Here is a 16,319-nt window from a genome sequence, read left to right as displayed (position 1 = left end):
CAGCACAGGTCGATTTGAGCCCGCAGTCTATCATTCCGGCAGCGGAATGAACTCGCTCTCGTTCGGGACCGCGTCAAAACGGCCGGTTTTCCAGTCCTGTTTGGCCTGTTCGATGCGCTCTTTGCTGGACGAGACGAAATTCCACCAGATGTGACGCGGTCCCTCCAGCGCGTCGCCGCCGAGCAACATCATCCGCGTGTCCGTCTTCGCCCGGACAGTGATGCGGTCGCCGGGGCGGAAAATCAGCAGGGTCGGGCCGACATGGCGGTCGCCGGCGATCTCGACCTCGCCGTCGACCAGATAGATCGCCCGCTCCTCGTGGTCCGGATCGAGCGGCACCGCGGTGCCGGCCTTGGCGTTGACCTCGACATAGAACCACGGCGACACCATCGTCACCGGCGAAGTCTTGCCGAACGCCGAGCCGGCGATCACCCGGGCGGTGAAGCCGGTGTCCTGCACCATCGGCAGCGTCGCCGCGGCGAAATGCTGGAAGCTCGGCGCGATCTCTTCGGAAGCCTGCGGCAGCGCGATCCAGCTCTGCAGGCCGAGCATCGACTGGCCGTCTTGGCGCTCGACGTCGGGCGTGCGCTCGGAATGCGCGATGCCACGGCCGGCGGTCATCAGGTTCATCGCGCCCGGAGCGATCTCCTGAATATTGCCCTCGCTGTCGCGGTGCATGATCTTGCCGTCGAACAGATAGGTGACGGTGGCGAGCCCGGTATGCGGATGCGGCCGCACGTCCATGCCCTTGCCGGCGATGAACTGCATCGGCCCGAAATGATCGAAGAAGATGAACGGGCCGACCATCTGCCGTTTGCCGTGCGGCAGTGCCCGACGCACCGCGAAGCCGTCGCCGAGGTCGCGGGTCCGCGGCACGATGATCAGGTCCAGCGCGTCGCAGGTGGTCGGATCGCCGAGCACCGGATCGTTAGTTGGCATCCAGCTCATGAGACGAACTCCTCCACGTTTGAGACCGTCATTGCGAGCGAAGCGAAGCAATCCAGGAGCCTCGTGTACCAAGCTGGATGGCTTCGTCGCTTCGCTCCTCGCAATGACTGGGTGAGGCCAATGCAAGATGCGGCAGGCATGCCGTCGTTCCTCACGCCGTCGGCGCGGCCTGCGGGGCGCTGGCAGTTTTTCCGTTGCTCTTGCGCGGCTCGCTGGTCACCGGCTTGGTCGGAACCAGCTTGCGCACCGCGGAGGCGGCGGCGATCTGGCCGCGTTCGAACAGCGCCTCGTGGTTGGCCTCGATGTCGCCGAGTGCGTACAGGTAGTTGACCATCAGGCCGTGCGACTGGCGCATGCCGTTCGGCGAACGATCGCCGAGGAAGTTCAGCCGGTCGAGCCGCGCGCCGTTGCCGAGATGGAAGCGCGCCACCGGATCAAGCGGACGGCCATTCGGACCCTTGGCCTGCAGGAAGTAAGCGGCCGCGAGCTGCATGACGATCGGCTTCAGCCGATCGGCGGTGTCCGCATCGTCGAACCAGTTCTCGGTTTCGAGCACTTCGAGCGCGTCGCGGGCGGAGGCATCGAGCAGCGCCGAGTCCGGATTGTCGCGCTCGCGTTTCAGCCATTTGGCGAAGCCCGGCACCGGCGACAGCGTCACGAAGGTCTGCACGTTCGGCAGTTCGCGTTTGATCTCCTCGACTACCTGCTTGATCAGGAAATTGCCGAACGAGATCCCGGCGAGACCTCGTTGGGTGTTGGAGATCGAGTAGAACACCGCAGTGGTGGCGTCGCTGGCCGGCATCGGCTCGCGGTCGAGATCGAGCAGCGGTGCAATCGCGGCCGGACTGTCCTCGGTCAGCGCGACCTCGACGAAGATCAGAGGCTCGTCGATCAGTCGCGGATGGAAGAAGCCGTAGCAACGCCGGTCGGGAGGCGCCAGCCGTGCGCGCAGATCGTCCCAGTCGTGGATGGTGTGGACCTGCTCGTAGCGGATGATTTTTTCCAGAATATTGGCCGGCGTGGTCCAGTCGATCCGCTGCAGCACGAGGAAGCCCCGGTTGAACCACGAGGTGAACAGATGCACGAAATCGTCGTCGACGTGGCGAAGCTGAGGGTGGTCGCGCAGATGCGACAGCACCGCTTCGCGCATCTTCACCAGCGCGGCGGTGCCGCCCGGCGCATGGTTGAGGCGGCGGATCAGCTCCTGCCGGCGCGGTTCGGCGGCGTGCATCAGTTCGCCGGTGGCCTCCGACGTGGGGTCGGCGCGGAACGCCTCGATCGCGGCGTTGAGTTCGGCGAGGTCGGGCCCGAACTGTTCGGCGAGCGCATCGAGAAACGCCAGCCTGTCGTCCTCGGCGGCAGCCTCGTAGCCGTCCAGTAGCGACGCCGCCAGTGCGACTCCGGAGGCTTCACCGCGCCGGGACAGCAGCGTCTCGCCGAGCCCGATCAGTTCGTCTTTGGTCATCGGCTGAGTGCCGGCCCGGCCGAACAGGCTGCGGCCGCGCTCGGTCAAGCTGTTGAACAGGCCGCCGAGAAACTCCGAGGCGCGGTCTACGGTGGCTGTCGGCATCGCTCATCCCCAGGCTTTTGGAAACCGGCTGCTTTGCGTGCCCGCGCGGCGTGCGGTATTTTGGAACCATAGACGTTCCAGGCGACGCCTTCCAGACGCACGAGCGGGCGGATGGTTTCTCCACGGCTTCGTGACCGGGGCCGAGGGTCGCCGAAAGGTATTTGAATGGTGCGGTGCGCGCCTAAGGTGCACTGACGCGGGTGCGTCAATCCGCCAGCACTTCGGCGGTGACGTCTTCGATGGTGTGCAGCAGGCAGATCAGGCGGCCGTCTAGATCCTGCACCGGCGTGCTGATCGATTGCCAATAGCGTTCGACGAACACCCCGTCGGCGTTGCGAACGTCGTAGCGCTGCACCGCGAGGGCGTGCGGCTGGCCGGTCTCAACCACGGTCCGCAGCGATTCGTAGAGGTTGCTGACACCATCGGCCGTCACGATGGCCGGATTGTCCGGAAAGATCTCGAACAACGACATGCCGACGACGGTGTCGCGCGTCGTGAAGGTGGCGCGCGCATAGGCGTCGTTGATGTCGAAGATCTTCAGGCCGGGGCCGGGGTCGATCAGCAGGCAGGGATGATCGGATGCGTCGAAGCTGGCTCGAAGCCGCGCAAGCGCCGCTGCGATATCGCCGGCCGGCTTGCGATACCCCAGCGGCGACAGATCGGCGCCGGAAATCTGCGAATTCAGCAGCGCCAGCTCGCGCTTGGCGGACGACAACAGGCCGAGCAGCGTGCGGCGCAGCTTGTCGTCCTCTGCGGTCTCCAGCAGGCGCTGGAAATGAGCAATGTTCTGTTCGCAGACGAAGCGTTGCATCGGTCGCCCCGTTTCTGGAGAAGATCGGCTCATCTGCTACGTCAGATTGCAAGTATGTCAATACCGCAGATCGTCCCGGTCAGCGCCCGAGTGCGGTGACCTCGCTCACCTTGGCGAAACGCTCCAGCGTCAGCACCGCATCGGCAAAGCTCTGCGCCCGGCCGTCCAGCACCGGGCTGGCGAGTTGCAGGAATTTCTGCGCCATCGCCTGGTCGCTCGGGAACGAGGTTGGCTCGCCGGACGGATCGGCGTAAATCCGCTCGTGCACACCGTCCTCGGTGGTGATCGAAACGCGGGCGCCGAACGGGTGAGTTTTGCCTTCCAGCCGTTCGTCCCGCACCACGTCGAACTTGTCTGCGAGAGCATCGATCGCCGGATCTCCTAGCCGGGCGTAGTCGTCCCAGCCGAAGCTGCCCTGCTCCAGCGCCAGCCCGCCGGTGAAGAACATCGAAAACTGGCCGCCGACGATCGAGCGCGGATGCCGCTTGGTCGATGCATCGCCGGTCAGCGTAATGCCGTTCTGATGCAGCCCGACCTCGACCCGCTTGATCTGCGCCGGTGTCAGATTGTGCTCGCGGCGCATCGCGATCAGCGCGTCGATCGCAGCGTGGGTGTAGCGGCAGCTCGGATACGGCTTCACGCCGATCTTCATGGTCTCGTAGACCTTGCCGAGGTCGGCGACCGCTTTGTCGTGATGCGGGGTGTCGGTGTAGCCGACCAACAGGCCATGAATGCCTTCGACCGACTCGGTCGAACCGACGAAGCCGTTCTTGGCCAGCGTCGCGGCGATCACGCCGTTCATCGCGGCAGCGCCGACCTGATAGCGCTTATTCCACGCACCGTTGACCAGGAATTGCAGGGAGCCCGCGGCCTGGCTGCCGGAGACGCCGAACGCCGCGACGATCTGGTCCTGCGACAGGCCGAACAGTTTGGCAGCGGCCGCTGCGGCGCCGTAGGTGCCGGCAGTTGCGGTCGGGTGGAAGCCGCGCGCGTAGTGCGAGGTCGGATCGAGCGCGTTGCCGAGCCGGCAGCACACTTCATAACCGGCGACGATCGCAGTCAGCACGTCGCGGCCCGAGGCGCCGACCAGTTCGCCGACCGCGAATGCGGCCGGCACCACCGGCGCGGATGGATGCAGTGACGAATCCGCGTGAGTGTCGTCGAAATCGAGCGAGTGACCGAGCGCGCCGTTGAGCAGCGCCGCCACCGCCGGGGTCCAGCGCTTGTCGTCGCCGAACACCGTGGCTTCGCCGGCCGCATCGAGCGACAGCGCCTGCAGCGTCTGCAGGATCGCCGGTGTCGATTCGGCCTCGCGCCGGGCGCGGATCGCGCTGCCGAGGAAGTCGAGCGTCAAGAGCTTGGCGCGCGCCAGCACGTCCTGCGGAATGTCGGTGAATTGCAGCGCGGCGACGTAGCCGGCGAGCGTGGCGGTTTCGTTGGCCATTAGGGCTCCCTCTTTTGCGCCGCACGTTAGGCGGGGCACGCACACGGTTCAAGCCGCGCTGCCGCAGGCCCCACCCGCATCGATGCGGATTTGCGCGGTTCGCAGCGCCGTGCTCTCTGACGCCGACGATTCCGCGCCAGACGGTGCAACCTCAACGATTGCGGCCGCCGATGACATCCCTCAGGACACGCTTACTCTCGCAATGGAAACCGCGCCGGCCGCATTGGGGGCTGGCACTGCGGATCACGCTCGCGGCGCTGCTGGCGCTCGGCTTCGCCCAGAGTCTCCATTTGCATCTGCCGCTATGGGCCGTGCTCACCGCGATCATCGTGACGCAGACCAGCGTCGGAAGGTCGTTGAAAATGGCGGGAGACTATTTCGTCGGCACTATCGGCGGGGCGATCTACGGCGGCGCCATCACCATTTTCGTGCCGCATCACAGCGAACTGGCGCTGCTGGGTGCGCTGGCGCTGGCGGTTGCGCCGCTGGCGCTGCTCGCCGCGATCAAGCCCAGCCTCAACGTCGCCACCGTCACGGCGATCATCGTGCTGCTGGTTCCGACCATCACCAAGGTCGAACCGCTGGCGTCGGCGATCGATCGCGTGCTCGAAGTCGCGGTCGGGGCGGCGGTCGGGCTGGCGGTATCGTTCGTGGTGCTGCCGTCGCGGGCGCAGGGGCTGGCGCTGGCTGCGGCGGCGCGCTCGCTCGAATTGATGGCGGACGCGCTCGGTGCGCTGCTCGCCGGCTTGACGAAGGGACTCGACAACGACGCGCTGCACCGGCTTCAGGACGGCATCGGTGCCTCGCTGGTGACGCTGGCGGAGATCGGCGCCGAGGCGCAGCGCGAGCGCAACGCCGGGCTGTCGCGCGGCCCCGATGTTGCGCCGCTGGTGCGCACCCTGCTGCGGCTGCGCCATGATCTGGTGATGGTCGGTCGCGCCGTCACCGCGCCGTTGCCGCCGACGCTGCAGGACCGGCTCGGCGGCACCGTGGACGCACTGCGGGGCGCAGCAACGTCGCATCTGTCCGCTTGCGCTGCGGCGCTGCGTGGTCGCCACGCCCCGCCGCCGCTCGGGCCGATGGAACAGGCGCTCGCCGCTTATGCGGCCGAGGTCGCGGCGGTGCGACGCGACGGTCTGATCCGAGCGTTGCCGGGCGATCAGGCCGAGCGGTTCTTCGCGCTCGGCTTTGCGATGGAACAGTTGCACCAGAATTTCCGCGACCTCGAAATGCGGGTTACGGAATGGGGACTGCCCGGAAAGCCGACCGCACGGGTCGCGTAGTGCCCGATCAGATCTTGTAGACCATCACGAACACCGCCGCGACCAGCGGGACGGTGGCGATGATGCCCCAGATCAGCCAGGTCTTGGCGTCGCGCCAGTATTGTGCCGGGATCTCGCTGCTCTCGGCGAAGCTGCGGGCAAGACGTGCCTGCCGGATTTGTAGTGGTATCAAAATGCCGAGCCACATCAGCCCGGAGATCACGAACAGGATCTGCCCCGCCACCAGCCAGAACGAGCCGAACAGTGGAATGTCCTTGATCAGCGCGGCCCCGTAGCCGCCGATGATGATCAGCGCAATACCGGTCAGTGTGAAGATGAAGTCCGACACCGTGACGCCCCGCTGCGCGTGCGCTACGATCTTCGGATCGCGGGTCATGTCGGAGAACGCTTTCCAGAAGGCGGTGATGGTGACGTTGCCGACCAGCACGACTACGCCGACAACATGGAGGAATTTGAACACATCATACATCGGGTCTGTTCCGCGCCTGTGCCGTCGTGACCAGCACTCCGCCGCGCCACTGCTCGATTTTTCGCTTTGTGCTCGGGGTTTCGTCGGGGTTTGTCAAATCGACCTTGGTCGCTGTACCGCCATTGCGGGTCGGCGTTGACGACCGCATCTGCCAGACCCGCACGCTGCGCAGCGGTCCGGACCTACCATATTGCGATGCAGCAATTATATGCCGGGTGCGGGCAGGGGCCCAGACCAGGAGCGACCGTGTCACTGAAAGATCAAATCGATTTCCTCGGGCAGCTCCGAAAAATGCACGCTTTCAACGGCTTGGGCCACAACGAAGGCACCGCCGACAGTCGCCTGACCGAGACTGCCGGGTTCGGTCCCAACCCGGGCGCTCTGCGGATGTTCTCGTTCGTGCCGGATGGGATCCCGCAGAGAATGCCGCTGGTGGTCGTTCTGCACGGCTGCACGCAGAATGCCGCCGGCTACGAGATCGGTGCCGGCTGGTGCACGCTGGCGCAGCGCTATGGCTTCGCGCTGCTGCTGCCGGAGCAGACCCGCGCCAACAACCCCAACACCTGCTTCAACTGGTTCGCGCCCGATGACATCCATCGCGGCAGCGGCGAGGTCGCCTCGATCCGGCAGATGGTCGCGCACATGGTGGACCACCACTCCATCGACCGCGCTCGGATCTTCGCTACCGGCCTGTCGGCCGGCGGGGCGATGACGGCGGCACTGCTCGCCAGCTATCCTGAGGTGTTTGCAGGCGGCGCCGTGATCGCCGGACTGCCCTATGGCGTCGCGCTGAATGTGCGGCAGGCGCTCAAGGAAATGCGCCACGCGTCGCCACGCACCGGCCGTCAGCTCGGCGACCTCGTGCGCGGTGCGACCGCCCACAAGGGGCCATGGCCGAAGCTGGCGGTGTGGCACGGCGATGCGGACCGGACCGTCGATCCGGCGAACGCCGATGCGCTGGTGCGGCAATGGTTAGATCTGCACGGCCTGCCAGAGGCGCCAATGGCGCAAAACAGGGTCGACGGCTATCCACGCCAGGTGTGGCGGAATTCGAGCGGTGAAACCGTGGTGGAATCCTACACGATCACCGGGATGGCGCACGGCACGCCGCTCGGTGCCGGCGCCGGCGAGCAGCGCTACGGCGTCGCCGGTGCTTATCTGCTCGATGTCGGGATCTCGTCGTCCTATCACATCGCGCAGTTCTTCGGCCTGACTGGCCGGGTTTACCAGCCGCGGTCGGCCCACCACACTGCGGTGTCGAGACGCGCCGCGGACGCAACTCACGGCGCCGCTCCCAAGTCCGGCCAGGAGGGAGCCTCCGCCGAATCCCGCTCCGGCAAGCGCGGGCTGGACGTCGGCGCGGTGATCACACGCGCCCTCACGGCTGCTGGATTGATGAAGTAGGCATCCGGTTCCGCCGGCGTCCTGCAAGGATCATCAGCAAGCCTCGGTGCAGCGGAGTACGGAACAGATCGCCGAATTCGGCTTTGTCAGACCACCTTTCATCACACGGGAGTCTGACCATGATCAATCGCTTCGCTGGAACCGCCATCGTCGTCCTGGCGCTCGCCGCGCCCGCCGTTGCCAACGCCCAGGGCGTTCCCGGCGGGATCGAACGCGGGGCGCGGGATGGGGAGCGTGCGGCCGGACCGGTCGGAGCGGTCGTCGGCGGCACGATCGGCGGCGTTGTCGGCGGCGTAGCCGGCATCCTGGGTGTCGATGACCGACCGCAGTTCCGTCACTACGTCGTCGAGCAGCGCCATCCGTCGTACCGCTACCGCGACGAGGTTCGCGTCGGCGTGGTGCTGCCGTCCGACGGCGTGACCTATTACGAGGTGCCGGATCGCTTCGGCCGGGCCAGCGAGTATCGCTACACCGTGGTCAACGACCGGACCGTGCTGGTCGACCCGCGCACCCGCAAGGTCGTGGAAATCATCGAGTAACCGATCGGCCTCGGCCGTCCCGGTCTGAACGACGGGCCGTCCCGGCAACGGGGCGGCCCGTTCTCCGTCGGCTCAGGGCCGTGAGCGTTGCAGCGTCTCGGACGGCTTCTCGCCGAACATGTCGCGATAGTCCCGGGCGAAATGCCCCAGGTTGGAGAAGCCGCAGGACAGCGCCGCCGCCGTCACGGTGGTCGGGGCCGCACCATCAGCCAGCAGATTGTGGGCGTGCTGCAGCCGAACCCGCTTGGCGAAGGCCATCGGCGAGTAGCCGCGGCTGCGCTGGAACGCCTTGAAGATGCCCCGCGAGCTGATCCCGGTGAGCGCCGTCAGCTTCTCGATGGTGATCGGCCGCATCCAGTTGGCCTCGATGTATTCCTCGACCTGCCGGACGTGCTTGGGCGCGATGCCGTGCGATTCCCGCTCAAGCTGCCGGCTGTAATTGTGCCGGAAAGCGTTGAGAAACAACAGCGTGATCGCCTCCTGCAGCTCCGCCAGCACCACGTGCGGCAGCGGGCTGCAATTGAGCTGATTGGCCAGGAAACACAGCAGGCGCCGCAGATTGACCACCTGCGGCGCCTCGTTGTTCGCCGCCGGCTCGAACTCCAGCGCGGCTTTCGGCTTGCAGCCGAGCAGCGAGCCCAGCTTGCGCTCGAGCGCGCTGCTCTGCACGCGCAGCAGGCTGAACTTGTAGGTCTGCCCATACTCGGTGCGGGCGCTCCGCCCCGGCGAGATGATGCCCGACTGCCTGGCATTGATCGCGGTGGTCGATCCGCCACTGCGGGTGACGAACTGGCCGGCCAGCGCGATCTGCAGCCGCGCGCATTCGCCTTCAGGGAATTCCACGGTGATCGCGCCGATCCCGACCCCGAAGCCGAGCGCGACGTCTTCGAGCTGAACGAAGTTGCTGCGAACCTGAAAATCGGCCGCCGCCGGGGCGTCCACCAGCCGGGCTCCATAGACGGCCTGCAGGGCCTGTCTCAGTTCTTCGGGATCAGTGGTGTCGAATGCGGGGTAACGGGAGAGAGGTTCGTTGAGAAGCTCGACTGTCATCTCTGATCACGCCTCCGGTCCCACACATTACGCGGCCGATCCTGGTATCAGAACGAGGGAACCAGATGTCACTCGTAGGATTCCGAGGTATTGTCCGAAAATTGGACGCATCAGAGAGCAATTGGTTCAATGCAATGATCAGGACACCGCCCGCCCATGGGTGAGCGGCACATCGCCGAGCGGCGTGCGGTCCGGCAGGTGATCGAAGGCGGAGCAGGTGAGGCGGAGGCGCGGTCAGGCTTCGCCGGTCAGGAACGGGTTGGTGAGCCGCTCCTGACCGAAGCTGGAGCCGGGGCCGTGCCCGCAGATGAAGCCGATGTCATCGCCGAGCGGCAGCAGCTTCCGGGTGATCGAGTCGATCAGCGTGGCGTGGCTGCCGCCGGGCAGGTCGGTGCGGCCGACCGAGCCGGCGAACAGCACGTCGCCGACCAGCGCGAACCGCATCGCCTCGCTGAAGAACACCACGCTGCCCGGCGAGTGACCCGGGCAGTGCAAGATCTGGAAGGTCAGCTCGCCGACGCGGACGCTGTCGCCGTCGTCGAGCCAGCGGTCGGGGGTGACGTCGCGCACGCCGCCGATACCGAAGCTGCGGCCGGAGTTGACGACGTTGTCGAGCAGAAACTGATCGTCGCGGTGCGGCCCGATGATCTCGACCTTGAGGGCGTCGCGCAGGTCTGCGGCGCCACCGACATGATCGATATGGCCGTGGGTCAGCCAGATCGCCTCGACCGCGACTTTGGTGTTTTCGATCGCGGCCAGGATCTCCGGGACGTCGCCGCCGGGGTCGACCACCACCGCCTTGCGGGTGGTGTCGCACCACAGCAGCGTGCAGTTCTGCTGAAACGGCGTGACGGGAATGATCGCGGCGCCGGCTTTCGCCTTGCTCTCGGTCTGGGTATTCATGGCCTCGACAATGCCGCGTCCGCGAGGACGAGTCAAAGCGCTGTTCGCCCTCGCGGATGTTGTCGGCGCTACCGTTTCAACTGCGCCTTCAGGGTCGCTTCGACCTCGCGGTCGAACGAGGAGGCCGGCTTCGGCTGTTTGTCGCGCTGCGCGGTCAGATAGGTGTCGCGCTGCTTCACCAGCGCCGCGAGCCTGTCGTTGAGCGCCTTGCGCGCGATCATCTGCGCTTCCAGTCGGGCGGCGCGCTGCTCGGCCGGCAGCGCGCGCAGCTCCTGCGGCAGGTCCTCGTCCTTGACCCGGTCGAGCTTCTGCCGGCCGGCCAGCACGTCGCTGACCAGATCACCGCCGCCGGTCACCGCCTCGGACGAATTGCGGGCGCGCTTGTTGATGTAGCTCGCCATGTCCGATGCGGCCGCCGGTGCCGAGGCAGCCACCTTGGCGAGCTGCCCGGTCTTCTCCTCGGTGCGGCGCTGCAGCGGGGCCGGCCCGTAGGGGATCACCGTGCCGTTGATCTGCTTCTGCAGGATGATGATGTCGTCGTCGTAAGGCGTCTCGATCACCACCACCTGTCCGCCGTCCTGCGGAATCGGGATGTAACGGCCGCGGCCGCCCTCGGCGATCTCGTGCCACACTCGCGCAGTATCGCGGGCGCTGCCGGCCTGCACGGCGTTGACGATGATGTCCTTCTGCCGCGCCACCGCGAGGGTCTCGGGATACTTGGTATCCTGCGCGTAATCCATGTGCGGCGGCGCATCGCCGACGACGAACACGATGCGGCGGCTGTCGCCGCCCTGCCGCCACTGCAGCTTGTTGATCGCGGTATCGAGCGCCTCGTTGACGCTCTCCGGCCAGTCGCCGCCGCCGCGCGCCTGCAGTTGCAGGAGCTGACCGTAGAGATCCTGGATGTCGGTGGTGAGATCGACGCTGCGGACCACGTAGTCGTCGCCGATGTCCCGATAGGCGACCAGCCCCATCCGGATTTCGGCGTCGGGATTGTCGTCGAGGATCGCGGTGGCGATCGACCAGATCTTGCGCTTGGCGCCTTCGATCAGGCCGCTCATCGAGCCGGTGGTGTCGAGCACGAAGGCGACTTCGACGGTCGGCCGTGCATGCGCCGCCGGCGCGAGGGGGAGCGAAAGCGCCAGCGCGGCGACAGCCAGCGCGCTTGTGATGGTGATACGTTTCATCGTGATGATCTCCGGCGCCCCCGCCAAGCCCACGCTCAATGCTCCGCCTTGCGGCACCCGACCGAGGTGCCCCCGCAACGGTTCTGCGGCCGCGCTCGGAACCGCGTGACCGCTTGGGCACCTGCTCCGACTTCGGCTAGACTTGGACGCGATGGAAACGAATGCCGTTCAAATGATTCTGCCGCGCGATTTGCGGCAGTCGGAGACCGCGCTGAACATTGCGCGCGGCACGCAGCGGCTGCTGCGTTCGCTCGGCTTCGCCTGCGTCAGCGAACTGCCGCTGCCATCCGGCCGGCGCGCCGATCTGGTGGCGCTGAACGAGCGCGGCGAGATCTGGATCGTGGAGATCAAGTCGTCGGTGGAGGATCTGCGGGCCGATCACAAATGGCCCGACTACCGGGCGCATTGCGACCGGCTGTTCTTCGCCTTCACCCAGGATCTGCCGTGCGAAATTTTTCCGGCCGATACCGGGCTGATCGTGGCCGACGGTTATGGCGCCCACCTGCATTGCGAAGCGCCGGAACACAAGCTGCCGGCGGCCACCCGGAAGCTGATGCTGCTGCGCTTCGCGCTTGCCGCCGCCCAGCGCCTCGGCCGCCTCGGCGACCCGCAGGGATTTTCCGAAGGATAGTCGGTCCGGGGCGCCGCGTAGCGGCGACCCGGACTCGCGATGGATTGTTCGCGTGTCGGATTCCGAGTTCGCGAACTTCGTTCGCGCCCCGGAATGACCGCTGATAGTCAGAAGGGAGAGCTGTGCTTACCGCGGGGCGCGCTTGGCGAGGATCCGCTGCAGGGTGCGGCGGTGCATGTTGAGGCGGCGCGCAGTCTCCGAGACGTTGCGGTTGCACATCTCATAGATGCGCTGGATGTGCTCCCAGCGCACGCGGTCGGCCGACATCGGGTTCGGCGGCGGCTCGGATTTTTCGCTGTCGGTCGACAGCAGCGCGGCAACGACGTCGTCGGCGTCGGCCGGCTTCGACAGATAGTCGACCGCACCCATCTTTACTGCCGTCACCGCCGTGGCGATGTTGCCGTAGCCGGTCAGCACGATGGCGCGGCAATCCGGGCGCTCGCGCTTCAGCGCAGAGACCACGTCGAGGCCGTTGCCGTCGCCGAGCCGCAGGTCCACCACCGCGAAGGCCGGCGCCGCCTTGCCGATCTGGGCAAGTCCGCTGGAGACGCTGTCGCAGGCCGTGACGGCAAAACCGCGGGTTTCCATCGCCCGCGCCAAGCGGTCGAGAAACGGCTTGTCGTCCTCCACGATCAGCAGCGAGCGATCGGTATGGTCGGTCAGTTCGGGAATGACGTTCACGGCGGGGCTCCTCGTCGAGTGCATCAAGATATGGGGAGGCGGCGCCGTGCTGCCAAGGGAGGTGACCTGCGACCGGACCGCGCGCCCCGGCCTAACCCTCTGCCTTTTCGGTATTTTCGACCATCTCGAAGCGGTTCCTGGGCCAGCTCAGTTGCACGATGGCGCCATGGTCGGGGAAAGTCTTGTTGCGAAACTCGACCTTGGCGCCGGTTCGCTCCAGCAGCGTGCGGGCGATGAACACTCCGAGGCCGAGCCCGGAACGCTCACGGTTGGGGTCGTCCGGGCTGCGGCGGCGCGACAGATACGGCTCGCCGATCCGGCGCAAAACGTCGGGCTTGATGCCCGGCCCGTCGTCGGAAATCACGATCTGCACGGTGTCGGCGTTCCACCAGGCGTTCACCTCGACCGCGGTGCGGGCAAAATCGACCGCGTTCTCCAGGATGTTGCCGATGCCGTAAAGGATCGCGGGATTGCGCATCACCACCGGCTCGGGCTCCCCCGGCTGGGCCAGCCGGATCTTGATCGCGATGCCGAAATCGCGATGCGGCGCGACGGCCTCCTCGATCAGCGTCGACAGCGGCATGCGGTCGAACGGCGCCCCGGCCGACGAGAGCTGGGCGATCTTGCCGAGGATTTCGCGGCAGCGCTTGGCCTGCTCGCGCAGCGTCCGCAGGTCGGAGGCCATCTCCGGCGGGGCACTCTTTTCCAATTCGCGCGAGATCAGGAAGATGGTCGACAGCGGGGTGCCGAGCTCGTGGGCGGCGGCGGCGGCGAGGCCGTCGAGTTGGGTCAGATGCTGTTCGCGTTCCAGCACCAATTCGGCGGCGGACAGCGCGTCGGCGAGCTTGCGCGCCTCTTCGGTGACCTGGAACGTGTACAGGCTGGTGACGCCGATCGCGAGTAGGATCGAAAGCCAGACGCCGACCAGATAGATCTGCGGCAGCGCCACCGGCTCGTCGCCGGCCCAGGGCAGCGGCAGATGGCTGTAGCCGAGAAACGCCGCGCAGCCGGTCGCAAAAATCCCGAGCGAGATCGTCATGCGCGTCGGCAGCGCGGTCGCACTGATCAGCACCGGCCCGAGGAACAGGAAGGCGAACGGATTCTGCAGCCCGCCGGTGAAATACAGCAGTCCGGCCAGTTCCGAGATATTGAGCGCGAGCAGCAGGGCCGCGTAGATCGGCTCCATCCGCTGCATCGGGTTGAAGGCGATCTGCAGTGCCAGGTTGACCAGCCCGGACGCCGCGATGATGACGATGCACGGCATCACCGCGAAATCGAATCCGAGCCCTTCCGAAACCACGAAGATCGCGGCGAGCTGGCCGAGTGCCGCAAGCCAGCGCAGCCGCAGGATGGTATCGAGACGGACGTGACGGCGCGGATGGCGGAAGTCGGCGGAAATCAGATCGTCGGACATGCGCCGGACAGTAGCGTCGGCCGCCGAAGATCACAATTCGGCCGGCCGCGGCGGATTGCGCCGGCCACGCGCCCACGGTCACGCTGTGGCTCGCGTTCTGTTTCGCACTTTAGAGCATTTCCGATTCGGGGCGCAGAACAGCCGGATCTCGATCTGTCCGATGTTTGATGGGGATTCTTCAGGCCAACCGGTATCAGGTTCGCGTAGCCGCGCCCGCGCTCCCAGTCGGGCCCGCACTTGCACTTGCGCCCCGCAATCGTCAAACAGGCGCCCATGACGGTGATCGACAGCCTCGACCGGCCGGATGTCCCGGCGATGCAAGCGTCCGCGTCCGCGGCGATCGAGGTCTCGCATCTCGTCAAGGTCTACAAGACCGCCCGCGCCGTCGACGACATCTCGTTCGCGGTGCCGCGCGGCAGCGTCACCGGGCTGCTCGGCGGCAACGGCGCCGGCAAGACCACGACGATCGCGATGATCATGGGGCTGGTGCTGCCCACTGCGGGGCGGATCAGCGTTCTCGGCCATCCGATGCCGCAGCAGCGCGCCGACGTCCTCGGCCGGATCAATTTCGAGAGCCCCTATGTCGATATGCCGTCGCGGCTGACGGTGCGGCAGAACCTCACGGTGTTCGGCAGGCTGTATGCGGTGCCGGACCTGCAGGGCAGAATCGCCGAGCTCGCCGCCGATCTCGATCTGACCGACTTTCTCGATCGGGCGTCCGGCAAGCTGTCGGCCGGCCAGAAGACCCGCGTCGCGCTGGCCAAGGCGCTGATCAACCGCCCCGAATTGTTGTTGCTCGACGAGCCGACCGCCTCGCTCGATCCCGACACCGCGGATTGGATCAGGTCGCACCTGGAACGTTACCGCAAGCGACGCGGCGCCAGCATCCTGCTCGCCTCGCACAACATGCTCGAAGTCGAACGGATGTGCGACCGGGTCGTGATCATGAAGCGCGGCCGGATCGAGGACGACGACACTCCGGCCGCCATCATGGCGCGCTACAACCGCGAGTCTCTCGAGGAGGTGTTTCTCGATGTCGCCCGCGGCCGGGCACGGGATGCTGAATCATGAGGAGTTTGATCGTCGGCCTAGAACTCGGTCACGGCATCGCCTGGCACCGGATCAGCGCGATGGTGCTGCGCTATTGGTACCTGCTGCTGTCGTCCTGGCCGCGGCTGTTCGAGCTGGTGTACTGGCCGGTGCTGCAGGTGATCACCTGGGGCTTCCTGCAGAGCTACGTGGCGCAGAACGCCGGCTTCTTCGCCCGCGCCGGCGGCACGCTGATCGGCGCGGTGATTCTATGGGACATCCTGTTCCGCGGCCAGCTCGGATTTTCGATCTCGTTCCTGGAAGAGATGTGGGCGCGCAATCTCGGCAACCTGATGATGAGCCCGCTGAAGCCGATCGAGTTCCTGATCGCGCTGATGATCATGAGCCTGATCCGGCTCGCGATCGGTGTGGTGCCGATGGTGCTGCTGGCGATGATCTTGTTCGACTTCAATCTGTTCGGGTTCGGCCTGCCGCTCGGCGCGTTCTTCTGCAACCTGATCTTCACCGCATGGGCGCTCGGCATCTTCGTCTCCGGGCTGGTGCTGCGCCACGGCCTCGGCGCCGAGAGCATCGTCTGGAGCCTGATGTTCGGCGTGATGCCGCTCGCCTGCGTGTACTATCCGGTCTCGGTGCTTCCGCACTGGCTGCAACTCGTCGCCTGGACGCTGCCGCCGACCTACGTGTTCGAAGGCATGCGGGCGTTGCTGATCGAGCAGCAGTTCCGCGCCGATCTGATGCTGTGGGCGCTGGCGATCAACGTGGTGCTGTTCGCGGCCGCGTTCGTCAGCTTTCTGGCGATGCTCAATAGCGCCCGGCGGCACGGCTCGCTGATTCAGAGCGGCGAGTAGGTCGTTTCCCGGACGCGCCTGTGGGACGTCCGTGCTTACTTTTTACGCGGCGGAGCGCATATTTCGATCTTGTGATTGACGCGCCAT

General features: G+C 66.3%; 16 protein-coding genes. 6 read left to right on the top strand and 10 right to left on the bottom strand.

Translation table 11 applies throughout. The features are described from left to right. Positions 1-30 precede the first annotated feature (30 nt). The 4 genes from FLL57_RS19800 to FLL57_RS19785 all read right to left on the bottom strand — a co-directional run bounded on the left by FLL57_RS19800 (position 31) and on the right by FLL57_RS19785 (position 4,773). Positions 31-948 (bottom strand): pirin family protein, encoded by a 918-nt coding sequence (locus FLL57_RS19800; RefSeq protein WP_142883795.1) that lies wholly within the window; start codon positions 946-948, stop codon positions 31-33. A 151-nt stretch (positions 949-1,099) separates the two neighbouring features. Then, entirely contained in the window at positions 1,100-2,518 is a 1,419-nt protein-coding gene (locus tag FLL57_RS19795; RefSeq protein ID WP_142883793.1) for a malonyl-CoA decarboxylase, read from the bottom strand. 205 nt (positions 2,519-2,723) lie between these two features. Then, positions 2,724-3,329 carry a PAS domain-containing protein gene (locus FLL57_RS19790; protein ID WP_013500442.1) on the bottom strand — a complete coding sequence of 202 codons (606 nt, stop codon included), beginning with the start codon at positions 3,327-3,329 and terminating at the stop codon, positions 2,724-2,726. A 79-nt stretch (positions 3,330-3,408) separates the two neighbouring features. Continuing rightward, the gene (locus FLL57_RS19785) at positions 3,409-4,773 is read right to left on the bottom strand and encodes an MmgE/PrpD family protein (protein ID WP_142883791.1); all 1,365 of its coding nucleotides are present in this window, start codon (positions 4,771-4,773) and stop codon (positions 3,409-3,411) included. Between the two features lie 170 nt (positions 4,774-4,943). Between FLL57_RS19785 and FLL57_RS19780 the strand changes: the two genes are divergently transcribed. Next, entirely contained in the window at positions 4,944-6,056 is a 1,113-nt protein-coding gene (locus FLL57_RS19780; protein ID WP_013500444.1) for an FUSC family protein, read from the top strand. A gap of 7 nt (positions 6,057-6,063) precedes the next feature. Here FLL57_RS19780 and FLL57_RS19775 read toward each other — a convergent pair whose 3' ends face one another. Beyond that, positions 6,064-6,525, bottom strand: a complete 462-nt coding sequence (locus tag FLL57_RS19775) for a DUF2269 family protein (protein ID WP_013500445.1) — start codon at positions 6,523-6,525, stop codon at positions 6,064-6,066. A 246-nt stretch (positions 6,526-6,771) separates the two neighbouring features. Here FLL57_RS19775 and FLL57_RS19770 point away from each other — a divergent pair, with 246 nt between their 5' ends. Next, positions 6,772-7,929, top strand: a complete 1,158-nt coding sequence (locus FLL57_RS19770; RefSeq protein WP_142883790.1) for an extracellular catalytic domain type 1 short-chain-length polyhydroxyalkanoate depolymerase — start codon at positions 6,772-6,774, stop codon at positions 7,927-7,929. 119 nt (positions 7,930-8,048) lie between these two features. Beyond that, entirely contained in the window at positions 8,049-8,468 is a 420-nt protein-coding gene (locus FLL57_RS19765) for a DUF1236 domain-containing protein (protein ID WP_013500447.1), read from the top strand. Between the two features lie 72 nt (positions 8,469-8,540). Here FLL57_RS19765 and FLL57_RS19760 read toward each other — a convergent pair whose 3' ends face one another. The 3 genes from FLL57_RS19760 to FLL57_RS19750 form a co-directional block, all read right to left on the bottom strand. Next, positions 8,541-9,518 carry an AraC family transcriptional regulator gene (locus FLL57_RS19760; RefSeq protein ID WP_013500448.1) on the bottom strand — a complete coding sequence of 326 codons (978 nt, stop codon included), beginning with the start codon at positions 9,516-9,518 and terminating at the stop codon, positions 8,541-8,543. A 234-nt stretch (positions 9,519-9,752) separates the two neighbouring features. Further along, positions 9,753-10,421, bottom strand: a complete 669-nt coding sequence (locus FLL57_RS19755; protein ID WP_047307391.1) for an MBL fold metallo-hydrolase — start codon at positions 10,419-10,421, stop codon at positions 9,753-9,755. A gap of 68 nt (positions 10,422-10,489) precedes the next feature. Next, entirely contained in the window at positions 10,490-11,608 is a 1,119-nt protein-coding gene (locus FLL57_RS19750) for a vWA domain-containing protein (RefSeq protein ID WP_142883789.1), read from the bottom strand. Between the two features lie 151 nt (positions 11,609-11,759). On the opposite strand from FLL57_RS19750, the gene FLL57_RS19745 reads away from it, so the two are divergent. Further along, positions 11,760-12,239, top strand: coding sequence for an MmcB family DNA repair protein (locus FLL57_RS19745; RefSeq protein ID WP_142883788.1), 480 nt, complete (start codon positions 11,760-11,762; stop codon positions 12,237-12,239). Between the two features lie 126 nt (positions 12,240-12,365). On the opposite strand, the gene FLL57_RS19740 is transcribed toward FLL57_RS19745, so the two are convergent. Next, on the bottom strand, positions 12,366-12,920 hold the full coding sequence (locus FLL57_RS19740) for an ActR/PrrA/RegA family redox response regulator transcription factor (RefSeq protein WP_013500452.1): 555 nt from the start codon (positions 12,918-12,920) through the stop codon (positions 12,366-12,368). A 91-nt stretch (positions 12,921-13,011) separates the two neighbouring features. After that, the gene (locus tag FLL57_RS19735; protein WP_013500453.1) at positions 13,012-14,334 is read right to left on the bottom strand and encodes an ActS/PrrB/RegB family redox-sensitive histidine kinase; all 1,323 of its coding nucleotides are present in this window, start codon (positions 14,332-14,334) and stop codon (positions 13,012-13,014) included. Between the two features lie 273 nt (positions 14,335-14,607). On the opposite strand from FLL57_RS19735, the gene FLL57_RS19730 reads away from it, so the two are divergent. Both FLL57_RS19730 and FLL57_RS19725 read left to right on the top strand, forming a co-directional pair. Beyond that, positions 14,608-15,405, top strand: a complete 798-nt coding sequence (locus FLL57_RS19730) for an ABC transporter ATP-binding protein (protein WP_142883787.1) — start codon at positions 14,608-14,610, stop codon at positions 15,403-15,405. Next, on the top strand, positions 15,402-16,232 hold the full coding sequence (locus FLL57_RS19725; protein WP_142883786.1) for an ABC transporter permease: 831 nt from the start codon (positions 15,402-15,404) through the stop codon (positions 16,230-16,232). The genes FLL57_RS19730 and FLL57_RS19725 overlap by 4 nt, the downstream gene beginning before the upstream one ends. The last annotated feature ends 87 nt before the right edge of the window (positions 16,233-16,319 follow it).

Source organism: Rhodopseudomonas palustris (genome assembly GCF_007005445.1).
Classification (GTDB): domain Bacteria; phylum Pseudomonadota; class Alphaproteobacteria; order Rhizobiales; family Xanthobacteraceae; genus Rhodopseudomonas; species Rhodopseudomonas palustris_G.
The sequence above is the reverse complement of the archived record's forward strand: the minus strand, read 5'-3'. Positions and strand labels throughout refer to the sequence as shown.

What these genes read in the sequence shown, in the direction of transcription:
- FLL57_RS19735 (WP_013500453.1), bottom strand. Translation starts at nt 14,334, where the DNA reads ATGTCCGACGATCTGATTTCCGCCGACTTCCGCCATCCGCGCCGTCAC.
- FLL57_RS19785 (WP_142883791.1), bottom strand. Translation starts at nt 4,773, where the DNA reads ATGGCCAACGAAACCGCCACGCTCGCCGGCTACGTCGCCGCGCTGCAA.
- FLL57_RS19780 (WP_013500444.1), top strand. Translation starts at nt 4,944, where the DNA reads ATGACATCCCTCAGGACACGCTTACTCTCGCAATGGAAACCGCGCCGG.
- FLL57_RS19760 (WP_013500448.1), bottom strand. Translation starts at nt 9,518, where the DNA reads ATGACAGTCGAGCTTCTCAACGAACCTCTCTCCCGTTACCCCGCATTC.
- FLL57_RS19745 (WP_142883788.1), top strand. Translation starts at nt 11,760, where the DNA reads ATGGAAACGAATGCCGTTCAAATGATTCTGCCGCGCGATTTGCGGCAG.
- FLL57_RS19755 (WP_047307391.1), bottom strand. Translation starts at nt 10,421, where the DNA reads ATGAATACCCAGACCGAGAGCAAGGCGAAAGCCGGCGCCGCGATCATT.
- FLL57_RS19790 (WP_013500442.1), bottom strand. Translation starts at nt 3,329, where the DNA reads ATGCAACGCTTCGTCTGCGAACAGAACATTGCTCATTTCCAGCGCCTG.
- FLL57_RS19800 (WP_142883795.1), bottom strand. Translation starts at nt 948, where the DNA reads ATGAGCTGGATGCCAACTAACGATCCGGTGCTCGGCGATCCGACCACC.
- FLL57_RS19765 (WP_013500447.1), top strand. Translation starts at nt 8,049, where the DNA reads ATGATCAATCGCTTCGCTGGAACCGCCATCGTCGTCCTGGCGCTCGCC.
- FLL57_RS19795 (WP_142883793.1), bottom strand. Translation starts at nt 2,518, where the DNA reads ATGCCGACAGCCACCGTAGACCGCGCCTCGGAGTTTCTCGGCGGCCTG.
- FLL57_RS19730 (WP_142883787.1), top strand. Translation starts at nt 14,608, where the DNA reads ATGACGGTGATCGACAGCCTCGACCGGCCGGATGTCCCGGCGATGCAA.
- FLL57_RS19775 (WP_013500445.1), bottom strand. Translation starts at nt 6,525, where the DNA reads ATGTATGATGTGTTCAAATTCCTCCATGTTGTCGGCGTAGTCGTGCTG.
- FLL57_RS19725 (WP_142883786.1), top strand. Translation starts at nt 15,402, where the DNA reads ATGAGGAGTTTGATCGTCGGCCTAGAACTCGGTCACGGCATCGCCTGG.
- FLL57_RS19750 (WP_142883789.1), bottom strand. Translation starts at nt 11,608, where the DNA reads ATGAAACGTATCACCATCACAAGCGCGCTGGCTGTCGCCGCGCTGGCG.